This window comes from Cytobacillus sp. SAFR-174 (assembly GCF_051964675.1).
Lineage (GTDB): Bacteria > Bacillota > Bacilli > Bacillales > Cytobacillaceae > Cytobacillus.
Window position 1 is genome coordinate 94,673 of record NZ_JBQCMZ010000006.1, and the last position, 17,686, is coordinate 112,358.

Below are 17,686 nucleotides of genomic sequence, written 5' to 3' on the forward strand. Positions count from 1 at the left end.
CTTATTTACGCATTCTTGGATCTAGAGCATCACGCAAGCCGTCGCCAACCACGTTAAATGCAAAGATCGTTAAACAGATAAACACAGCTGGGAAGAATAAGCGCCATGGGTAGTAACGCATAGCCGCCAGTCCATCATTGGCCATTGTTCCCCAACTCGCAATCGGCGGTGTTAATCCAAGACCAATAAAGCTTAGGAATGCTTCTGTAAAAATAGCAGAAGGGACAGTTAGCGTCATTGTGACTAGAATAGGCCCCATTGAATTTGGTATTAAGTGTTTGCCCATAATCCTGCTTGTATTGGCACCAAGTGTTTTGGCAGCCAGGACATATTCCTGATTTTTAAGAGATAACACCTGTCCGCGGACGATACGCGACATATTGATCCATCCAGTTATGGACATGGCTATAATCATAGTCGACAATCCCTGTCCAAGTACAACCATTAACAAGATTACTAATAATAAATAAGGTACACCATATAAAATATCGGCAAAGCGCATCATTCCTTCATCTGTGCGTCCGCCTTTATAACCGGCAATACCGCCCCAAAGCACACCAATAATCAAATCAATTACAGCTGCTGCAACTCCAATGAAGATGGAAATTCGTGCACCTTCCCAAGTACGGGCAAACATGTCACGACCAAGATCATCCGTTCCAAACCAATGTTCAGAAGAAGGAGACTGGTTTTTGTTGCTTAGATCATTTGATGCATAATCATATGGAGTCATATATGGTCCAAAGATTGCCATGAAGATCAGCAGTCCTAATAATACTAATCCAAACAGGGCAAGCTTGTTTTTTCGAAATCTAATAAATACATCCTTCCAGAAAGAAAGACTTGGTTTTGAAATTTTCTCAGCTTCACCAAGCTGTGTTCCGACTAACTTAAATTTATCTTTCGAAATCTGCATAATTACTCTCCTTTCTTCCCGCCTGCAAGTTTGATGCGTGGGTCGATGATTCCGTATGCAATGTCAACAAGGAGAATAGATACAAGCAACAGAATACTGTAGAAAACGGTTACACCCATAATGACCGTATAGTCTCGGTTGTTGATACTAGTTACAAAGTGCGCACCAAGTCCAGGAATACCGAAGATTCTTTCAATAACGAAACTTCCTGTTAAAATACCCGCTGTCAGTGGCCCCATATAAGTTACTACTGGTAAAAGGGCATTACGAATCGTGTGTTTTACTGTAATTACTCCCCTGCTTAAACCTTTTGATTTAGCAGTCTTAATATAATCATTCGCCAGAACTTCAAGCATGCTCGAACGAGTTAACCTCGCAATAAATGCCATTGGTGTTGAAGCCAATGCCACGGCTGGCAGAACGCTGTGCATAAAAGATTCCCACCGTGCTACAGGGAAAATACCCATTTTTATTGCCAGGAAATATTGCAGGAACGATGCCATGATAAAGGAAGGTACAGAGATACCTAATACAGCTACAATCATTGCTGTGTAATCCGGCCATCTATTGTGCTTTAATGCCGCAATAATTCCTAAAAGAACTCCTACTGCAACGGCGATAAAAATGGCTTCCATTCCAAGAAGAAATGAAACAGGGAAACCTTCATTAATCAAGTCGTTAACAGTTTGACTTTTGTATTTAAATGACGGGCCGAAATCCCAATTCACGATGCGAACAAGATACTCCCAATATTGTGCATACCAAGGCTTGTCCAGGCCAAAATGAGCATTCAGGTTAGCTTCAATTTCGGGAGGAAGTTTTTTCTCAGATGCAAAAGGGTTTCCGGGTGCAATGCGCATGAAGAAAAAAGTTGCCGTAACGATCATCCATAAGGACAGAAGCATGTACAGCAAGCGTTTTCCAATATATTTCGCCATTGTCAAACACCTCCAATTTATTACTATGCCTTATTCAGAAACGAAGGTATATGGGACAATTAATCCCATATACCTTTCGTCTTAATCTCTATTTTTTATTCAAAGTGTGCCCACTTGTACTGAACATCACCAAGACCGGATACAACAACATCTTTTAAGTTTTCAGCCTGTACCCAGTTATTAGTGTAGAAGTAAATTGGTGCTACTGGCATATCTTCCATGAAGATTGCTTCAGCATCTTTTAATAGCTGCTGGCGAGCTTCAGGGTCTGTTTCAGTTGAAGACTTAGCAAGCAGATCCTGGAACTCTTTGCTTTCCCATCCAGTATTGTTATTTCCGCCATCAGCGTCACGATACATTTCAAGGAAGTTCATTGCGTCGTTAAAGTCACCTAGCCAGCCCATACGTGCCACTTGGTAATCCATTTGATTTACTTTATCAAGGAATACATTCCACTCAGCATTATCTAGTGTTACTTCAACACCAAGATTTTGCTTCCACATATCCTGAATTGCCTGAGCAATCTTTTGGTGTGCTTCGGAAGTGTTGTAAGATAGCGTTACAGCTGGAAGCTCAGACGCATCTTTATATCCAAGTTCTTCTAAACCTTTTTGTAAATATTCTTTTGCTTTTTCTACATCATTGTCAGGGAAATAACCTTTTTCATTCTCTTCGAACATTGATGGAGGAACAATCGCCATAGCTGGCAGCTGTTCACCCTGAAGAATGTTGTCAATGATTTCCTGACGGTTTAGAGCGTGTGCAAATGCCTTACGAATATTAACATTGTTGAAAGGCTCAACAGTTGTGTTGAACTTGTAGTTATAAATACCAGCGATTGGCTGTGTTGTTAAACGGCCTTCATCTTTAAGTGCCTGCATTGCATCAGTTGGAAGTGCACCAGTAGGAGCTCCAGCCCAATCTAGTTCGCCATTGTCAAACATTGATAATTCAGTATTTGGATCATTGATCATAATCATTTCAATGCTGTCCAGCTTAACTGTTTCAGCATCCCAATAAGTTTCGCTCTTTTCAAGAACGATCTTATCGCTGTGAGACCATTCTGTTAAATGGAAAGGTCCGTTAGTTGTATAGTTTTCACCAGCATCAGTTGCCCACTCTGGATTAGCTTCAGCAACTTTGCTGTTAACCGGCAGATAAGTATAGAAAGCTGTCAATTCCAAGAAATATGGAGTTGGGTTTACAAGTTTAACTTCAAGGGTTTTGTCATCTACTGCTTTAACGCCTACAGCATCTAGTGAACCTTTGCCAGTATTAGCTGCTTCAGCACCTTCGATGTAGTAAAGCTGGTATGCATATGTTGAGTTGTTAGCTGGATCAAGCGCCCATTTCCAAGCATATACAAAGTCATTAGCAGTTACAGGGTCACCATTAGACCACTTTGCATCACGGATTTTGAAAGTGTAAGTCTTTTGGTCATCAGAAACCTTTACATCTTCAGCCATTGCATTTTCTGGCTTGCCGTCTTTACCAATACGAGTCAATCCTTCAAGGATTTGGCGAAGAACAGTACCAGACGTAGCATCCTCAGCTAACCCTGGATTTAAAGATGGTGGTTCAGTGTTGATGTTTACTCTTAATTCCTGCGGTACATCAGACTTTCCGCCGTCGTCTCCGCCTTTTTCGCCGCCGTCAGCATTGTCTCCGCCGCCGCTGCATGCAGCAAGGAACATGCTTAGCACAAGCAGCATGCTAAAAAAGATCGATAATCTTTTGTTCACGGTATTAACCCCCTATTAATTTCCTCAAACAATCTCTTTACCATCTGTCTTTCATAAAAAACACAACTGTGCGCCCCGGATATATTACTTAAATAGTCTGTTAATTCAATTTAAAAAATTTGCAGACTATTTAAAAGGCAACAAAAAAAGCAAGTTTATATTCTCTTAAAGATAGATTATCCTTATATTCTGATAATTCAGATTAAAATGGGTAATCTATAATATGTAAGCTATAAACTTACTCAATATGCACCATATTCTCGCAATCTGGAGTGATATAGTTTTGTTTTAAATGTAACAAATTCGTAAAGATTATGTTTGTTACGTTTATTATAAATAGTTTAAAAACTTATTGCAAGTGGCTTTTTGTACATGCAATTCCTTGAAGTACGACATTTTTCGTCAAAAAGTCTTATAAATTAAGATTTTTGAGATAATAAAAAAATTTTTCTTTTTAAGATATTTTGCTATTTTACCAGGATTATTCAACCATATATTGGTAAAACGTCTCCTTAAACTACAGGCATGAACGCCCTTTAATTTCTTATTCTGAGCTTGATTTTTGTATCCGAATAGTTTACCGTATAATATAATACGATAAAATTAAATTATCTTGTCGGCAATGAAAAAAGAGTAGTACATTTACTCAGGGTTAGCAGAGAGTCTGTGGATGGTGCAAACAGGCAGCCCGGTAAATCGAATGGACTTTTGAGCCTCTGATTGTTCAGGCGCTTCCCTGCGTTATCGGGGACCTATGCGTTTTTCTGCATAGGGCAGAGTGACTCAGTTTTTGAGTAATTAGGGTGGCAACGCGGACCATTCGTCCCTATTTTATAGGGATGAATGGTTCTTTTTTATGCCATTTTTTATGATTACATGTCAAAAACTTCACTTCAACGCCTGACAATTCATGATCTTTTAAGCCGATTAAAGGAGGAAAAACATGAAAACTATATTTTCCGGCATCCAGCCCAGCGGTACAATTACTCTTGGCAATTACATTGGTGCCATGAAACAATTTGTTGAACTGCAGAATGACTACAACTGCTATTTTTGCATTGTTGATCAGCATGCCATAACTGTTCCCCAGGACAGACTGGAATTGAGGAAAAACATCAAAAGCCTTGCTGCCCTATATTTGGCTGTTGGAATTGACCCTGAGAAATCCACCCTGTTCATCCAATCGGAAGTCCCAGCCCATGCACAGGCAGGCTGGATGATGCAATGTGTTTCTTACATCGGTGAGCTCGAGCGCATGACTCAGTTCAAAGACAAATCCGAAGGTAAAGATGCCGTATCTGCAGGACTGCTGACCTATCCGCCTTTGATGGCTGCAGATATCCTTCTATACAATACTGACCTGGTTCCGGTTGGAGAGGATCAAAAACAGCACTTGGAATTAACCCGCGATCTTGCTGAGAGATTCAATAAGAAGTACAACGACATCTTCACTGTTCCAGAAGTAAGAATCGCCAAAGAAGGCGCAAGGGTAATGTCACTTCAGGATCCATTAAAGAAAATGAGCAAATCTGATCCCAATAAAAAGTCATTTATTTCATTATTAGATGACCCTAAGCAAATTGAAAAGAAAATAAAAAGTGCCGTAACAGATTCTGAAGGCATTGTTAAGTATGATAAGGAAAACAAACCAGGCGTATCCAATCTCCTTTCCATTTACTCAATACTTTCAGGTAAAACTGTTGCAGAAATCGAAGGAGAATATGAAGGCAAAGGATACGGTGAATTTAAAGCCGGCCTTTCTGAAATTGTTATTGGAACACTTAAACCTATTCAGGATAAATATTATGCATTAATGGAATCAGAAGAACTTGATCTTGTACTCGATCAAGGAGCAGAAAAAGCGAATAAAGTCGCATACAAAATGATTAAAAAAATGGAAAGCGCCATGGGACTTGGCAGAAAGAGAAAATAAAAAAACAGCCTTGGGCTGTTTTTTTAATTTACTTTTGGACCATGTTCCATTTCCCACAACTTCTCAAAAAACGGCTGTCCTTTTATTAAATTTTCACAAAACTTTTCATGTTTACTTGACCAGCCGTATTTACTTTCATCAAATAATTCATACCAGGCCTCTTCGAAATTCATTGATTGTATTTTCGTATAGCGTTCAGGGCTCCACTCCGTATACCAATAACGGATTTCAGCATCATTTTTGGAGGAATGAAGCTGATCCAGCGCCATAAACAGAAGCTGTTTAAGCTGTCTTTCTTTTCTTGTCAGGCCAGCCATCAAATCCGGAGAAGGAGAAAGAATATGGAATTCCTTCAATGCGGTTTGATCATTAAAAGAGTAATTAGCCGTTTCCTGATTTTCCAGCATTTCATATGCCAGCTGCTCCTGCCTTGGTATTAACCTGCTTTTTCTGATTGGAATATTGTAGCCGATTGTATCTACAGCCATTATGCCTGTCCCATCTGATACAACAAAGCAATACTCCAATTGGATGCGTTCATGATTTTTCCTTAAGTAAGCTTTTTGATAAATATCATCTAGCAGTTGTTGTGGCAGCTCAGAAAGATCATTTTCAATATAATTAAAAAGAACCGGGTCAATCTTCAGCAGCGGAACCTGGTCAAGCAGTTCTACGCCATCATCTTTTCTCCATTCATGAAAATGGCATACATTGTATCCATTTTCTTCTCCTTCAAACCAATTCACCCAAACATCATGAAGATACAACATTTTTCAACCCCCACTTCAACAAACTATTTGTCACTCAGTATGGGCAGCAGGCAGTAAATTTATTCCTATATTGAACTCACAATCCATTTTTTGTAATTAGCAGGCTTTATATTTGATGAGATGTCTATTAATCATCCTCATTTGAATAGGGAAGATATATGCTCAGTGTAATTATAATTATTCCGATCGGAAGCAAATAGCATTCCGGGCGATAGGTGATAAAATGCAAATATTCTTTGAAGGTTTGTCCAGTTGTAAGCAAATTCAAATACCCTATGACACTGACCCCTCCCGAAACAGAGACTCCAAACCCCGTTAAAAGCCAAAATGCCCTAAATAACATGTTCTTTACTATATTTGTGAGTCATAAAAGGTTTTATTGGTGCCATAAACTCACTCCCACTATCTTTTTTACATGTATATGAAGGCATTTGTTTAGATATGTACAAGCTATAGGCCACAAGACAGCAAAAAACGCCTTATTACAGGCGTTTTTTTTGCTATCTGTTGGATTTAGGGTTGAAGGCATCTTTCAAACCTTCCCCTATGAAGTTGATTGATAGGATTGTAAATGTCAGAATCGCAGCAGGCGGAATCCAAATCCACCATTTACTTGTTAAAACATCAGGACTTCTTGCTTCCTGAAGCATGTTCCCCCAGGTTGGAATGTTGATTGGTACACCAAATCCGAGGAAGCTTAGGCCTGTCTCAGCTACAATCATCGCTGCAAGAGTAATGGTTGCCTGAACAATAATGGTCGACATGACGTTCGGCAGCAAGTGTTTAAAAATGGTTTTTGGTGCAGAGCATCCAATGGATACAGCACTCATAATATACTCATTTTCCTTCTCAGCCATGACCTTGCTTCGCACCAGACGTGCCGTTCCTGTCCAGCTTAGTACACTTATTACAAATATTAGGGTTCCTGTACTTGATTCGATAAAAATGGATTTCAATACGATAACAAACAGCAGGAATGGAAAGTTCATCATAAAGTCTGTAAATCTCATCAGGGCATTATCAACCCAGCCGCCAAAGTATCCGGCAGTAGCACCAACTAGAGTACCAATGGTAATAACCGAGAGCGTGATAGAGAATGCAAGCAAGAGTGATGTCTTGCCGCCGTGAAGAGTTCTGGCAAAAACGTCTCTGCCAGACTTGTCTGTGCCGAAGTAGTGATCAGCAGATGGTTCTTTGCTCATCTGTGTTAAATTAATCTTAGCTGTCTCCTCAACCGGCATAGTTAGCGGCTCAGCTAATATGGACATTACACAGACAAGCAGCAGGAAAACAAGACTAATCATTGCTGCTTTATTGCGCAAAAACTTGCGGCGGGCGAGAGCCCATGGTGATTGACTCTTCGGAGGTTTAACAGGCTCTGCTAAACCGGGCGAAGTTTGCTGTGAAATTGATGGTTCCATACTCTCACCTACCTAACTTAAACGAATACGCGGATCTACTAAACCATATAGTAAATCTGCAACTAAATTTCCAATTAGCGTTAAAATTGTAAGCATCATGGCAATAGCCATCATGACTGAATAATCACGTGAATTAACTGATTCTACGAATAAATAACCGATGCCAGGGTATGTGAAAATGGTTTCTGTGATAATTGCCCCTCCAAATAGATTGGCAATATCAAATCCAAGTAAAGTAACAATAGGTATGATTGAGTTTCTTAGAATGTGCTTATTATAAATCGCAGATTCTTTCGTACCTTTAGCTCTTGCTGTACGAACATAATCCTTGCGAGAGCTTTCGATCATATCATTTCTCAAGAACTGTGTATAAGCGGCTGTAGCCATGGCTCCAAGCACAATAGCCGGCAAGACTGTATGTTTTGCTTTACTTAAGTAATATTCCAGTGTCCCTGCTTCTACCCCGCTGCCGATACTTCCACTGGCTGGAACCCATCCAAGATTGATGGCAAAAACATAAATGGCAACCAAAGCTGCAACAAAGCTTGGAATTGCAAGTGCTAGATAGTTAAACGCTGATATTAAATAATCTCCAATGCTATAGGCAAATCGCCCAGAGTATCTTCCCATTAAAAAGGCTAATAAATAAGTGATTAAAAGAGCTGATATTCCTAAAATAATCGTGTTCGGCAAACGGTCACCAATTAATTCCATAACCGGGCGCTTATGAACAAATGAATCTCCAAAATCTCCTTGGACCACACCACTCATCCAGCGGACATACTGCACAGGAATAGGATCGTTCAATCCCATCTGCTCACGCATTTCTTCAATATACTCCGGATCTGAGTTTAATGGGTCAATTTTTCCAGATAGTGCGTCACCAGGCATGAGCTTTGCCAGGGTGAAAACCACTACCGAGATAAGGAAAATTATGGGAATCATACCTATAAGTCGTCGAATTGTGTACTGTAGCATTTCCATTCCCCTTACCAAACAAAAATTTATTCGCTGGTTAAACTTGTATTCCTTGGAGGAGCAATTCCCCCAAGGAATACAGGTTCCTATTATTCTGTTACTCTACAATGTGCCACTTGTGGAACTCATCTGTTCCAAATGGAGTTACTTTAACTCCGCCAACACGCTTGTTGATCGCCCATGGATCTACACGCTGTTCGAAGAAGATGATTGGCAATTCTTCGTTTACTAGCTTTTGCCATTCATTATAGACTTCCTGACGGTGTTCAGTAACATCTTTACTTGCATCTTCAGGGAACGTAATACCCTTCTTAATTAGCTCATCAGACTTTTCATTGTACCATCTCCACATGTTCCACTTATCCGTAGATAACCAGATTCCAGCTGGATCCGGATCATTAGCAAGTCCCCATGCACCCATGAATGTCTCAACAGACGGATCATCTGCTTCGATAGTGTCATAGAAAAGGTTGAAATCTTTTAATGAACCGCCATTAAGCTTTGCGTTTAAGCCAACTTCCTGCCAGGATTGCAGGATGAATTGAGCACGTGCTTCTGAAGTTTCAGCGCCTGCCATAGCATCAAAGTTAATTGTAAATGGCTTGCCTTCTGGATCTTCACGGAAGCCGTCGCCGTCTTTATCAACATAGCCTGCTTCGTCAAGTAATTTCTTTGCTTTTTCAGGATCATACTCATATGGATTGATTTCTGAATCATCAATCTTAGCCCATGATACTGAAGGGAAAGGAGTGTTTAATGGTTTTCCTAAGCCGTTTGCAAAACCATCGATAAATGCCTGACGGTCAATGGCATGTGCCATTGCATGGCGAAGGGATTTGTTCTGGAACTTCTTGTTATCAGATACTACTACACCTTTTTTAGTGTCATAGTGACCCCAGTCAAAAGCAATATAGCTGTAAGACATAGCATCTGCTTCTACCGGATTTACATTATCTAGAGCTTTAATAGCTTCCCACTGATCTTTTGGAGCTTCAATAACATCGATTTCTCCGTTTTGCACTAAACCTTGCGCAAGAGAACCATCAATAATTTTGTAAACTACGCCATCCAATTTGGCTGGTCCCTGCCAGTAATCATCAAAACGCTCAAATTCGATCATTTCGCCAGGTACGATGTTTTTCACTTTAAAAGGACCTACACCGATTGGAGCTTTACGGATTTGATCGGCATCCGGAAGCTCTTTAGAAGAAATATCTCCGTAGTAGTGCTTTGGTTCAGGATAGATCCAAATGTTTTCCAACAAGTTAACAGAAGGCTCAGTTACTGTTACCTCAATTGTATAATCGTCTACTACCTTGATACCTTCAATTTTGTCAGCTTTTCCATCTTTATATTCTTGAGCACCTTTGATCATTGCTACGTTAGCAAAACGAGCACCTTCATACGTTGGATCTGCAATTAAATACCATGCATATTCCATATCTTCCGCTGTTAATTCTTCACCATCATGCCATTTAACACCTTGCTTAAGCTTGAAGGTTAATTTAGTTTTGTCTTCAGATAACTCATAGTCTGCCAAGTTCGGTTCAGAAATAAGCTCATCATTTACTTTAAGCAATCCTTCATGCATAAATTGAAGGGCATTTGCATCATCTTCACCTTCATAATAAGCAAAAGATAAAACGCCTTTAAATGGCTGTGTGTAACCGAATGTTACTTTGCCGCCTTCTTTTACTTCTCCAGATGCTTTCCCATCATCTTTTGGTTCCTTTTCAGTGTTGGCTTTCTCTCCGCCGCCAGAACATGCTGCAAGGAATACAGACATGACAAGCAGAAGCGAAAGCAGCCAAAATGCTGATTTCTTCATTGTTTTCCCCCCGAAAAATATTTTTTGACAAAGCCTTATTTATATAAGTGACAAGCGACTCTATGCCCAGGCTTCACCTCCTTTAATTGCGGTTTTACACTATGGCATTCCGGCATTGCATGTGCGCAGCGCGGATGGAATGTACATCCTTTTGGAGGATCAATCGGGCTTGGTACATCACCCTCTAATATGATTCTTTCTTTTTTCTTGCGCGGATCGGGTTCAGGAATCGCAGAGATCAGTGCCTGAGTATATGGATGCAGAGGCTCTGCATAGAGGCTGTCCTTTTCAGCAACTTCTACAAGGCCTCCCAGATACATAACCCCTATCCGGTCACTCATATGTTTAACAACACTCAAATCATGGGCAATAAATAAGAAAGTAAGATCAAATTCATCCTGCAGCTCTTTTAATAGATTCAATACCTGTGATTGGACCGAAACGTCCAGGGCTGAGACAGGCTCATCCGCAATAATCAGCTTAGGCCTTAAAGCCAGGGCTCTTGCGATTCCGATACGCTGTCTTTGCCCGCCGGAAAACTCATGCGGGTATTTATAGTAAGCATCCTCAGGCAGCCCAACTTTCGCAAGAAGATCCATTACTTCCGGCTTCAGTTCCTTTTCGGATTTGCTGTTATAGTTCCTGATTGGCTCTGACACAAGATGCCCAACCATCATCGTGGGATTTAATGATGCATAAGGATCCTGGAAAACCATCTGGAAGTCCTGGCGGATTTTCCTCAGGCTGGTTCCTCTTACATTTGTAATATCCTGTCCGTCAAAGATGATTTGCCCCTCTGTCGGTTCCAGAAGTCTGAGTATCGTTCTGCCTGCTGTTGATTTTCCGCAGCCTGATTCTCCCACCAGCCCCAGCGTCTCCCCTTTCTTAATTTCAAAGGAAATATCGTCGACAGCCTTAACGACCGCCACAGTCTTTCTAAGGATTCCGCCTTTTATCGGGTAGTATGTTTTTAGGTTTTTAACCTCTAATAGCACTTCATTGCTGCTTTTATCCTTTTTTAGAACAGCTGTATTATTATGCTCTGTACTCATTATGCGTTCACCTCGTGTTTCGGCTGGCTTGTCTCGTAAAGCAGGCAGGCAACCTCATGTCCTTCTTCATTTTCTGCCAATTGAGGTGTAACTGTCAGGCATTCCGGCATTGCCTTAGGGCAGCGTGCCGCAAATTTGCAGCCTGTTTTAGGCATATTTTTTAATGAAGGCACAATTCCTTTTATTGTGCTTAGCTTTTCCACTTCTTCATCCATTTTCGGAATGGCTCCCATCAGTAGCTGAGTGTATGGATGCTTGGGATTGTGAAATAAAGAATCTACATCTGTCCGCTCTGCTATTTTCCCTGCATACATAACAATTACTTCATCGCACATCTCAGCCACTACACCAAGATCATGAGTAATCAGAATGACGGACATATCATTGACTTCCTGGATTTCTTTTAAAAGCTCAAGAATTTGGGCTTGTACAGTAACATCCAGGGCAGTAGTCGGCTCATCAGCGATCAGCAGCTTCGGCTGGCAGGCAATGGCTATGGCAATCATGACCCTTTGCCTCATACCTCCTGAAAGCTGATGCGGATATTCATCTACAATTTTTTCAGGTCTTGAAATTCCTACACTTTTTAGAAGTGCAATACTTTTAAGCCGTGCTTCTTTTTTGGAGATCTTCATATGATTGAATAATACTTCCTGCAGCTGGAACCCTATCGAGAAAACAGGATTTAATGAAGTCATAGGTTCCTGGAATATCATCGCGATATCTTTTCCCCTGATCTTATTAATCTCTGAATCTGTCATGTTCTCCAAATGAACACCGTCAAAGAGAATCTCACCGTTTCGGATTTTGCCAATGCCCTTAGGCAGGAGTTTCATAACAGAGAGGCTCATTACAGATTTTCCGCACCCGGACTCTCCCACTATTCCAACTATTTGTCGGGGTTTTACTCGGAAAGAAACATTATCAACTGCGTTATAATATGTACCATCTATGGAAAAAGCCGTTTCTAGATTCTTCACCTCTAGTAATGGTGCGTCTTTATGCTGACGGGGATTTGCGCTCATAGGACACCTCTTACATTTTTAATTATTCTGTCAATTCATTCTATTTGTCTAAAATATTATTACAAACTTATTACAATTGCAAGATTTTTTTAAAATTTATTAAAATTCATTTTTCTACATTAAAAAAAAAGCCCGCATTTTAGGACTTTAAAGCGAATATGAATCCAGTTTATATAAAGTTTGATCTACAAAATATTCTGAAGACGCACTAAAAGAAATTTTTGCAGAAAAACTTTTTTCCTCTTTGAATTCCTTTACAATTTCGTAGCCGGCAGCATAACCAAGTAATAGAGGATAAGGTCTCTCACCATATAATATCTTTTGATGGAGACTATCATTCTTTTTTAATTTCAGGTTCGGTTTAATCAATTTATCCCAAAATTTCCTGATTTCCTCTTTTGAATACCTGGTGCACCAGGGCCCTCTGAATTTCTTTCCACAGTATAATTCTACTGAATGTTCGGCAAGCCCTTCCAGTATAATGGAATCGAGCAGCGTAAATTCTTCAAGCTTTTTTTTCTGTGAGTTAATTCTGCAGACATGGTGATATTCATGCACAAATAAAGCCTCTAGTTCAGCTTCTTCTATTTCAGAAGGAAGAAACAGAAAGAGCATATTTGCAAAGGATACTCCCGATTTACCAGAATGACGCGTAAATAGTCCTCCTCCAGCAGAAGGGAAAATGTAAACATTGATGTCAGGTCCCGCCCACATCCTCCTATATTTTAAGTGAATGCTTTTTGCCAGGTCCCACACTTTCTTTTCTTTTAACTCCTTGAAAATATTCCTGCTGAACCGGTCAGGTGTATACATGCCGAAGCCCGTTAGGTACTCGTATATTTTTCGGGGGTTATCATCATTGAAGGGTCCGGTAAGCTTTTCACATATTTTAAGCGGTTCCTTAAAGCCTTCCTCGAGCCATAAATCTGTTCTAACTATCCCATTTCTGCACCTCCTTATACTCGATAATATGTAGGTATAAGGATTTTGTTAATCAAAAAAAAGCTGATTCAAAGGAGGTTTGACTTCCCTTAAATCAGCTTTGGTTATTTCTTATTCATATTTTTTAAAAACAATGGTTGCATTGTGGCCGCCAAAGCCCAGTGAATTGCTCATTGCAGCTGTTATTTCTTTTTCCCTGGCCTTATTTGGAACATAATCCAAATCACATTCAGGATCCGGATTCTCGAGATTAATGGTCGGCGGCAGGATTCCTTCCTTCATTGCCAGAACTGTGAAAATGGCTTCAATTCCGCCTGCAGCTCCCAGTAGATGTCCTGTCATTGATTTAGTCGAGCTTACTGCCAATTTATAGGCATGATCTCCAAACACCTCTTTGATTGCCAACGTTTCAAACTTGTCATTATAATCTGTACTTGTACCATGAGCATTAATATAATCGATATCATCCGGCTTTAAGCCGCCATCTTCGATTGCCATTTTCATAGCTCTTGCTCCGCCTTCTCCTCCTGGAGCAGGTGCGGTGATATGATAGGCATCCCCTGTAGCACCATAGCCTACTATTTCTGCATAAATTTTTGCGCCGCGGGCAAGTGCATGCTCCAGTTCTTCAAGTACTACAATTCCAGCACCCTCCCCAATAACAAACCCGTCACGATTTTGATCAAATGGACGGCTGGCCGTTTTTGGATCCGGATTGGTTGAAAGCGCGGTGTTTGCACAAAATCCAGCTACAGACATTTTTGTGATTGGTGCTTCGGCTCCGCCTGAAATCATCGCATCGGCATCGCCTCGCTGAATAACCTTGAAGGCATCACCGATTGAGTTTGTACCAGTGGCACATGCGGTCACTGTACATGAGTTAAACCCTTTTGCCCCCAGGTAGATCGAGACTTGGCCAGTTGCCATGTCCGGAATCATCATTGGCACGAAGAATGGGCTGACTCTTCTGTATCCACGTTTCATAAATATTTCATATTGATTTTCAAATGTTTCCATTCCGCCGATGCCTGAACCAATCCAAACACCGATGCGATGAGCATTTTCATCTGTAATCTGTAGGTTTGCATCTCTAACAGCCATCATGGATGAAGCAACAGCGTAATGTGTGAAGCGGTCCATTTTTCGGGCATCTTTTTTATCAAAAAAGTCTTCAGGATTGAAATCCTTTACCTCAGCAGCTACTTTAGCCGGGTACTCATCTGCATTTAATCTAGTCAGCGGCCCAACCCCTGAAACACCTGATTTAATATTATTCCATGTCGTTTCTGTATTATTTCCAAGCGGTGTTACAGCTCCAATGCCTGTAACAACAACCCTTCTTTTATTCATAAGATTGCAGCTCCTTTTAAATTATCATCATTTTTAAATGAGTTTCTTATCTTCCCCATCTCATCGCAATGGCTCCCCAGGTTAGTCCTCCTCCGAAGCCGACCATCACAAGCAAATCATCATCTTTAATTTTTCCAGCTTCCAGCTCTTCCACCAATGCAATCGGAATAGATGCAGCAGAAGTATTTCCGTATTTATCCACTGTTTTGGACATCTTTTCAACAGGAAGTTCCAATCTTTGACGGGAAGCTTCCATGATGCGGATATTTGCCTGATGAGGAATTAAAAAATCCACGTCTTCTTTGGATAATCCAGCTTTATCAAGTACATTGATGCAGCTTTCACCCATTTGACGAACCGCAAATTTGAACACTTCACGCCCGTTCATGATGATATATTCATCCTGGTATAGATGTTTTGCGCCCGTTCCATCTGCTCCTAATTCAAATGATAATATTCCCCGGCCATCCGAGACTTGCCCAATTACAGCTGCACCTGCTCCGTCTCCAAATAAAACGGCAGTATTACGGTCATTCCAGTCTGTAATTTTTGAAAGCTTTTCTACACCTACTATTAAAACATTTTTATATGTCCCAGTTTCAATAAATTGTTTTGCCGTTATGATACCATACATGAATCCTGCACATGCAGCACTAATATCCATTGCCGCCGCCTTACTTGCTTTTAGCCTCTCCTGGAGCATGCAGGCAACAGATGGAAAGGGCTTATCCGGTGTAACCGTTGCAACTAAAATCAGATCTAAATCCTCTGCTTCAATACCTGCATTATCCAATGCCTTTAATGCCGACTCATAGGCCATATCTGATGTATCTATGCTGTCATCCGCAATTCTTCTCTGTTCAATTCCAGTCCTGGTCCGGATCCATTCGTCAGAAGTATCAACTATTTTCTCCAAATCAGCATTTGTTACCACTTTTTCAGGAAGATATCTTCCGATTCCTATAATACCAGCATTCATGGAGTCCCACTCCCTTTCATATTTACAAACCCATAAGTATTCTCTATTTAAATATTAATATCAATTATTATGACTTGGTACTAATTTTATCAAAAGTTTATACTATAACGCAACACTTTTTACCTTGCCTGCTGATTACTCCACAAATGTCTATACCCGGTCAATTTTTCTTCATATGCTGATATATAGGCATCTGAAAGGAGGTAATTGGCATATGCTTGATAAGGATAAAGAAAAAACAGAAGACCCTTTAACCCATTTTTTATTTGGAAATAAACGGGCTGAAGGTTTCGATAGCAGTGCTGAAGAAGGTCACGGGAATGATGATTGGCTTTTCGGTGGCAGAAGCAGAAATGCTCATGAAGCTGACGACTGGCTCTTAGGGGGAAAAAGCATCGAAACTACTGAAAGAGAAAGTTCTGGCAAAAAAAATGAAAACAATATCCTGAACAACATAAACGTAGAGGAACTAATGGGCAACATCGATACACTGATGTCTTCAGCACATCATTTAAAGCCTTTACTGAAAAAAGCGGGTCCTTTGCTGGAAATGTTTTGGAAGAAGTAGAGGCTGTGTTTCCTCAAAAAACAACAAAAACCAGCCCAAAAGGCTGGTTTCCTAAATTATTCACTCTCATTCAAGGCATCCGCTTTGCCCATTTCATAGGCTTCGTTCATGACTTTGGTGAATAGGTTCATGAATGGCTGGATCATTTCCATGGATAGTTCGATGCCTGCTTCGTCAAGCTGCTGTTTGGCTTCTGGCAGGTATTTCATGGCGATTTGCATGAATTCCATGTTTTTTTCGTTCATCTTGCAGTACCTCCTATGTATGGTAATTACTATTCAGGCAGTTTGCCTGTTTTTTTGTAATTCTCAATGACAGCGTTTAATTCTTTTTTGAATTCTTCGTCGACTTCAGGGCTGAATTTTCCAAGTGAAAGCACTTCATCCTCGAAATCGAAGGATAGATTTCCTGATTCAAGCTCGCCTTCATTATATTTTTCTGCCACTAGTTCATATAGTACATCTACATGCTGAATTGTACTGGTCAGGACAACTGATTCCCCTAAATCAGACTGATCAGAAATATAGCCGATGGCGTAGAGCCCTTCTTCTTTCAGCTTTTCGATAACAGGAACATTATACCCATCTCCGGCGGGATATACAACATCTGTCTTACTGGCAATAAGTTTGTCCAAAAGAGCGATGGCTTTGTTATCATTATCCCAGTTGCCGACATATTGGATCTGCACGTTTACATTATCATTGATATAGTTTGCACCTTCATAAAATCCTTCTACTTCCGGCTGCCATTCAAAAGCCGCCAGTATTCCTACATTATTCGTTTTCGTCATATGTCCTGCAACCATGCCTCCGAAGAAACCCATTGCATATGCTTCAAAGTTCAAACTGGTGGTGTTTTCATTTTGGGCGTCACCATTAAAGCTGACAAAGTGAATGTCAGGATATTTTTTTGAGATGTTATTAAAGTATGCAGCGTATTCATTGCCATGTCCAAAGATCAGGTTTACACCTTTTTGGTCAAACTCTTTAACAGCTCTTTCAACAACCATCTCTGAATTCATGCCTTCTTTATAATAAACCTCAATATCATAATGGGATTGAATCTTTAGCATGCCTTTATAGCCTTTGGTCCCCCATACTTGGTCATTGACAGTATCGGGCACTAATAATCCAGCTTTCTCAAGTTTTCCTGCAGACATCGGCTGTCTGCAGGAGGCCAATAAAAGAAGGCACAAAAGAAGGATCCCTAATTTCTTTAATGTCTTATGCATCTTCTTTTTCTCC

Annotated in this window: 16 protein-coding genes and 1 other annotated feature; of the genes, 2 read left to right on the forward strand and 14 right to left on the reverse strand. The window is 40.4% G+C overall.

The window, feature by feature from the left end:
• Position 1: 1 nt before the first annotated feature.
• From ACTHRG_RS08485 to ACTHRG_RS08495, 3 genes are all read right to left on the reverse strand, one after another.
• Positions 2 to 919: an ABC transporter permease gene (locus ACTHRG_RS08485; RefSeq protein ID WP_048010957.1), complete on the reverse strand. Its 918-nt coding sequence runs from the start codon at positions 917 to 919 to the stop codon at positions 2 to 4.
• On the reverse strand, positions 919 to 1,854 hold the full coding sequence (locus tag ACTHRG_RS08490; RefSeq protein WP_076256690.1) for an ABC transporter permease: 936 nt from the start codon (positions 1,852 to 1,854) through the stop codon (positions 919 to 921). The genes ACTHRG_RS08485 and ACTHRG_RS08490 overlap by 1 nt, the downstream gene beginning before the upstream one ends.
• Before the next feature lie 95 nt (positions 1,855 to 1,949).
• On the reverse strand, positions 1,950 to 3,596 hold the full coding sequence (locus ACTHRG_RS08495; RefSeq protein WP_076256689.1) for a peptide ABC transporter substrate-binding protein: 1,647 nt from the start codon (positions 3,594 to 3,596) through the stop codon (positions 1,950 to 1,952).
• Positions 3,597 to 4,209: 613 nt separating this feature from the next.
• Positions 4,210 to 4,427 (forward strand) — a binding site (T-box leader).
• A 112-nt stretch (positions 4,428 to 4,539) separates the two neighbouring features.
• Here ACTHRG_RS08495 and trpS point away from each other — a divergent pair.
• The gene (gene trpS / locus ACTHRG_RS08500; protein ID WP_440231006.1) at positions 4,540 to 5,529 is read left to right on the forward strand and encodes a tryptophan--tRNA ligase; all 990 of its coding nucleotides are present in this window, start codon (positions 4,540 to 4,542) and stop codon (positions 5,527 to 5,529) included.
• Between the two features lie 23 nt (positions 5,530 to 5,552).
• Here trpS and ACTHRG_RS08505 read toward each other — a convergent pair whose 3' ends face one another.
• From ACTHRG_RS08505 to ACTHRG_RS08545, 9 genes are all read right to left on the reverse strand, one after another.
• Positions 5,553 to 6,299 carry a YjbA family protein gene (locus ACTHRG_RS08505; RefSeq protein ID WP_076256685.1) on the reverse strand — a complete coding sequence of 249 codons (747 nt, stop codon included), beginning with the start codon at positions 6,297 to 6,299 and terminating at the stop codon, positions 5,553 to 5,555.
• A gap of 500 nt (positions 6,300 to 6,799) precedes the next feature.
• Positions 6,800 to 7,720, reverse strand: a complete 921-nt coding sequence (opp4C, locus tag ACTHRG_RS08510) for an oligopeptide ABC transporter permease (protein ID WP_076256682.1) — start codon at positions 7,718 to 7,720, stop codon at positions 6,800 to 6,802.
• 12 nt (positions 7,721 to 7,732) lie between these two features.
• Positions 7,733 to 8,698, reverse strand: a complete 966-nt coding sequence (gene opp4B, locus ACTHRG_RS08515) for an oligopeptide ABC transporter permease (protein ID WP_035327217.1) — start codon at positions 8,696 to 8,698, stop codon at positions 7,733 to 7,735.
• Positions 8,699 to 8,795: 97 nt separating this feature from the next.
• Complete coding sequence (opp4A, locus tag ACTHRG_RS08520; RefSeq protein ID WP_076256680.1) at positions 8,796 to 10,526, reverse strand: oligopeptide ABC transporter substrate-binding protein; 1,731 nt, start codon at positions 10,524 to 10,526, stop codon at positions 8,796 to 8,798.
• A gap of 35 nt (positions 10,527 to 10,561) precedes the next feature.
• Entirely contained in the window at positions 10,562 to 11,578 is a 1,017-nt protein-coding gene (locus tag ACTHRG_RS08525; RefSeq protein ID WP_076256679.1) for an ABC transporter ATP-binding protein, read from the reverse strand.
• Complete coding sequence (locus ACTHRG_RS08530; protein ID WP_076256677.1) at positions 11,578 to 12,603, reverse strand: ABC transporter ATP-binding protein; 1,026 nt, start codon at positions 12,601 to 12,603, stop codon at positions 11,578 to 11,580. Before ACTHRG_RS08530 ends, ACTHRG_RS08525 begins: the two co-directional genes overlap by 1 nt.
• A gap of 147 nt (positions 12,604 to 12,750) precedes the next feature.
• A complete protein-coding gene (locus ACTHRG_RS08535) occupies positions 12,751 to 13,416 on the reverse strand; it encodes a DUF2268 domain-containing putative Zn-dependent protease (protein WP_083675286.1) in 666 nt (221 codons plus the stop codon).
• A gap of 240 nt (positions 13,417 to 13,656) precedes the next feature.
• Positions 13,657 to 14,895: a beta-ketoacyl-ACP synthase II gene (gene fabF / locus ACTHRG_RS08540; protein ID WP_076256674.1), complete on the reverse strand. Its 1,239-nt coding sequence runs from the start codon at positions 14,893 to 14,895 to the stop codon at positions 13,657 to 13,659.
• A gap of 46 nt (positions 14,896 to 14,941) precedes the next feature.
• Positions 14,942 to 15,874: a beta-ketoacyl-ACP synthase III gene (locus tag ACTHRG_RS08545; RefSeq protein WP_076256672.1), complete on the reverse strand. Its 933-nt coding sequence runs from the start codon at positions 15,872 to 15,874 to the stop codon at positions 14,942 to 14,944.
• A 214-nt stretch (positions 15,875 to 16,088) separates the two neighbouring features.
• Here ACTHRG_RS08545 and ACTHRG_RS08550 point away from each other — a divergent pair, with 214 nt between their 5' ends.
• Positions 16,089 to 16,442 carry a hypothetical protein gene (locus ACTHRG_RS08550; protein ID WP_076256671.1) on the forward strand — a complete coding sequence of 118 codons (354 nt, stop codon included), beginning with the start codon at positions 16,089 to 16,091 and terminating at the stop codon, positions 16,440 to 16,442.
• A 56-nt stretch (positions 16,443 to 16,498) separates the two neighbouring features.
• Here the strand turns inward: ACTHRG_RS08550 and ACTHRG_RS08555 are convergent, their stop codons facing one another.
• Positions 16,499 to 16,687: a ComZ family protein gene (locus ACTHRG_RS08555; RefSeq protein ID WP_076256669.1), complete on the reverse strand. Its 189-nt coding sequence runs from the start codon at positions 16,685 to 16,687 to the stop codon at positions 16,499 to 16,501.
• Positions 16,688 to 16,716: 29 nt separating this feature from the next.
• Complete coding sequence (locus ACTHRG_RS08560) at positions 16,717 to 17,673, reverse strand: BMP family ABC transporter substrate-binding protein (protein WP_076256667.1); 957 nt, start codon at positions 17,671 to 17,673, stop codon at positions 16,717 to 16,719.
• Positions 17,674 to 17,686 lie beyond the last annotated feature (13 nt).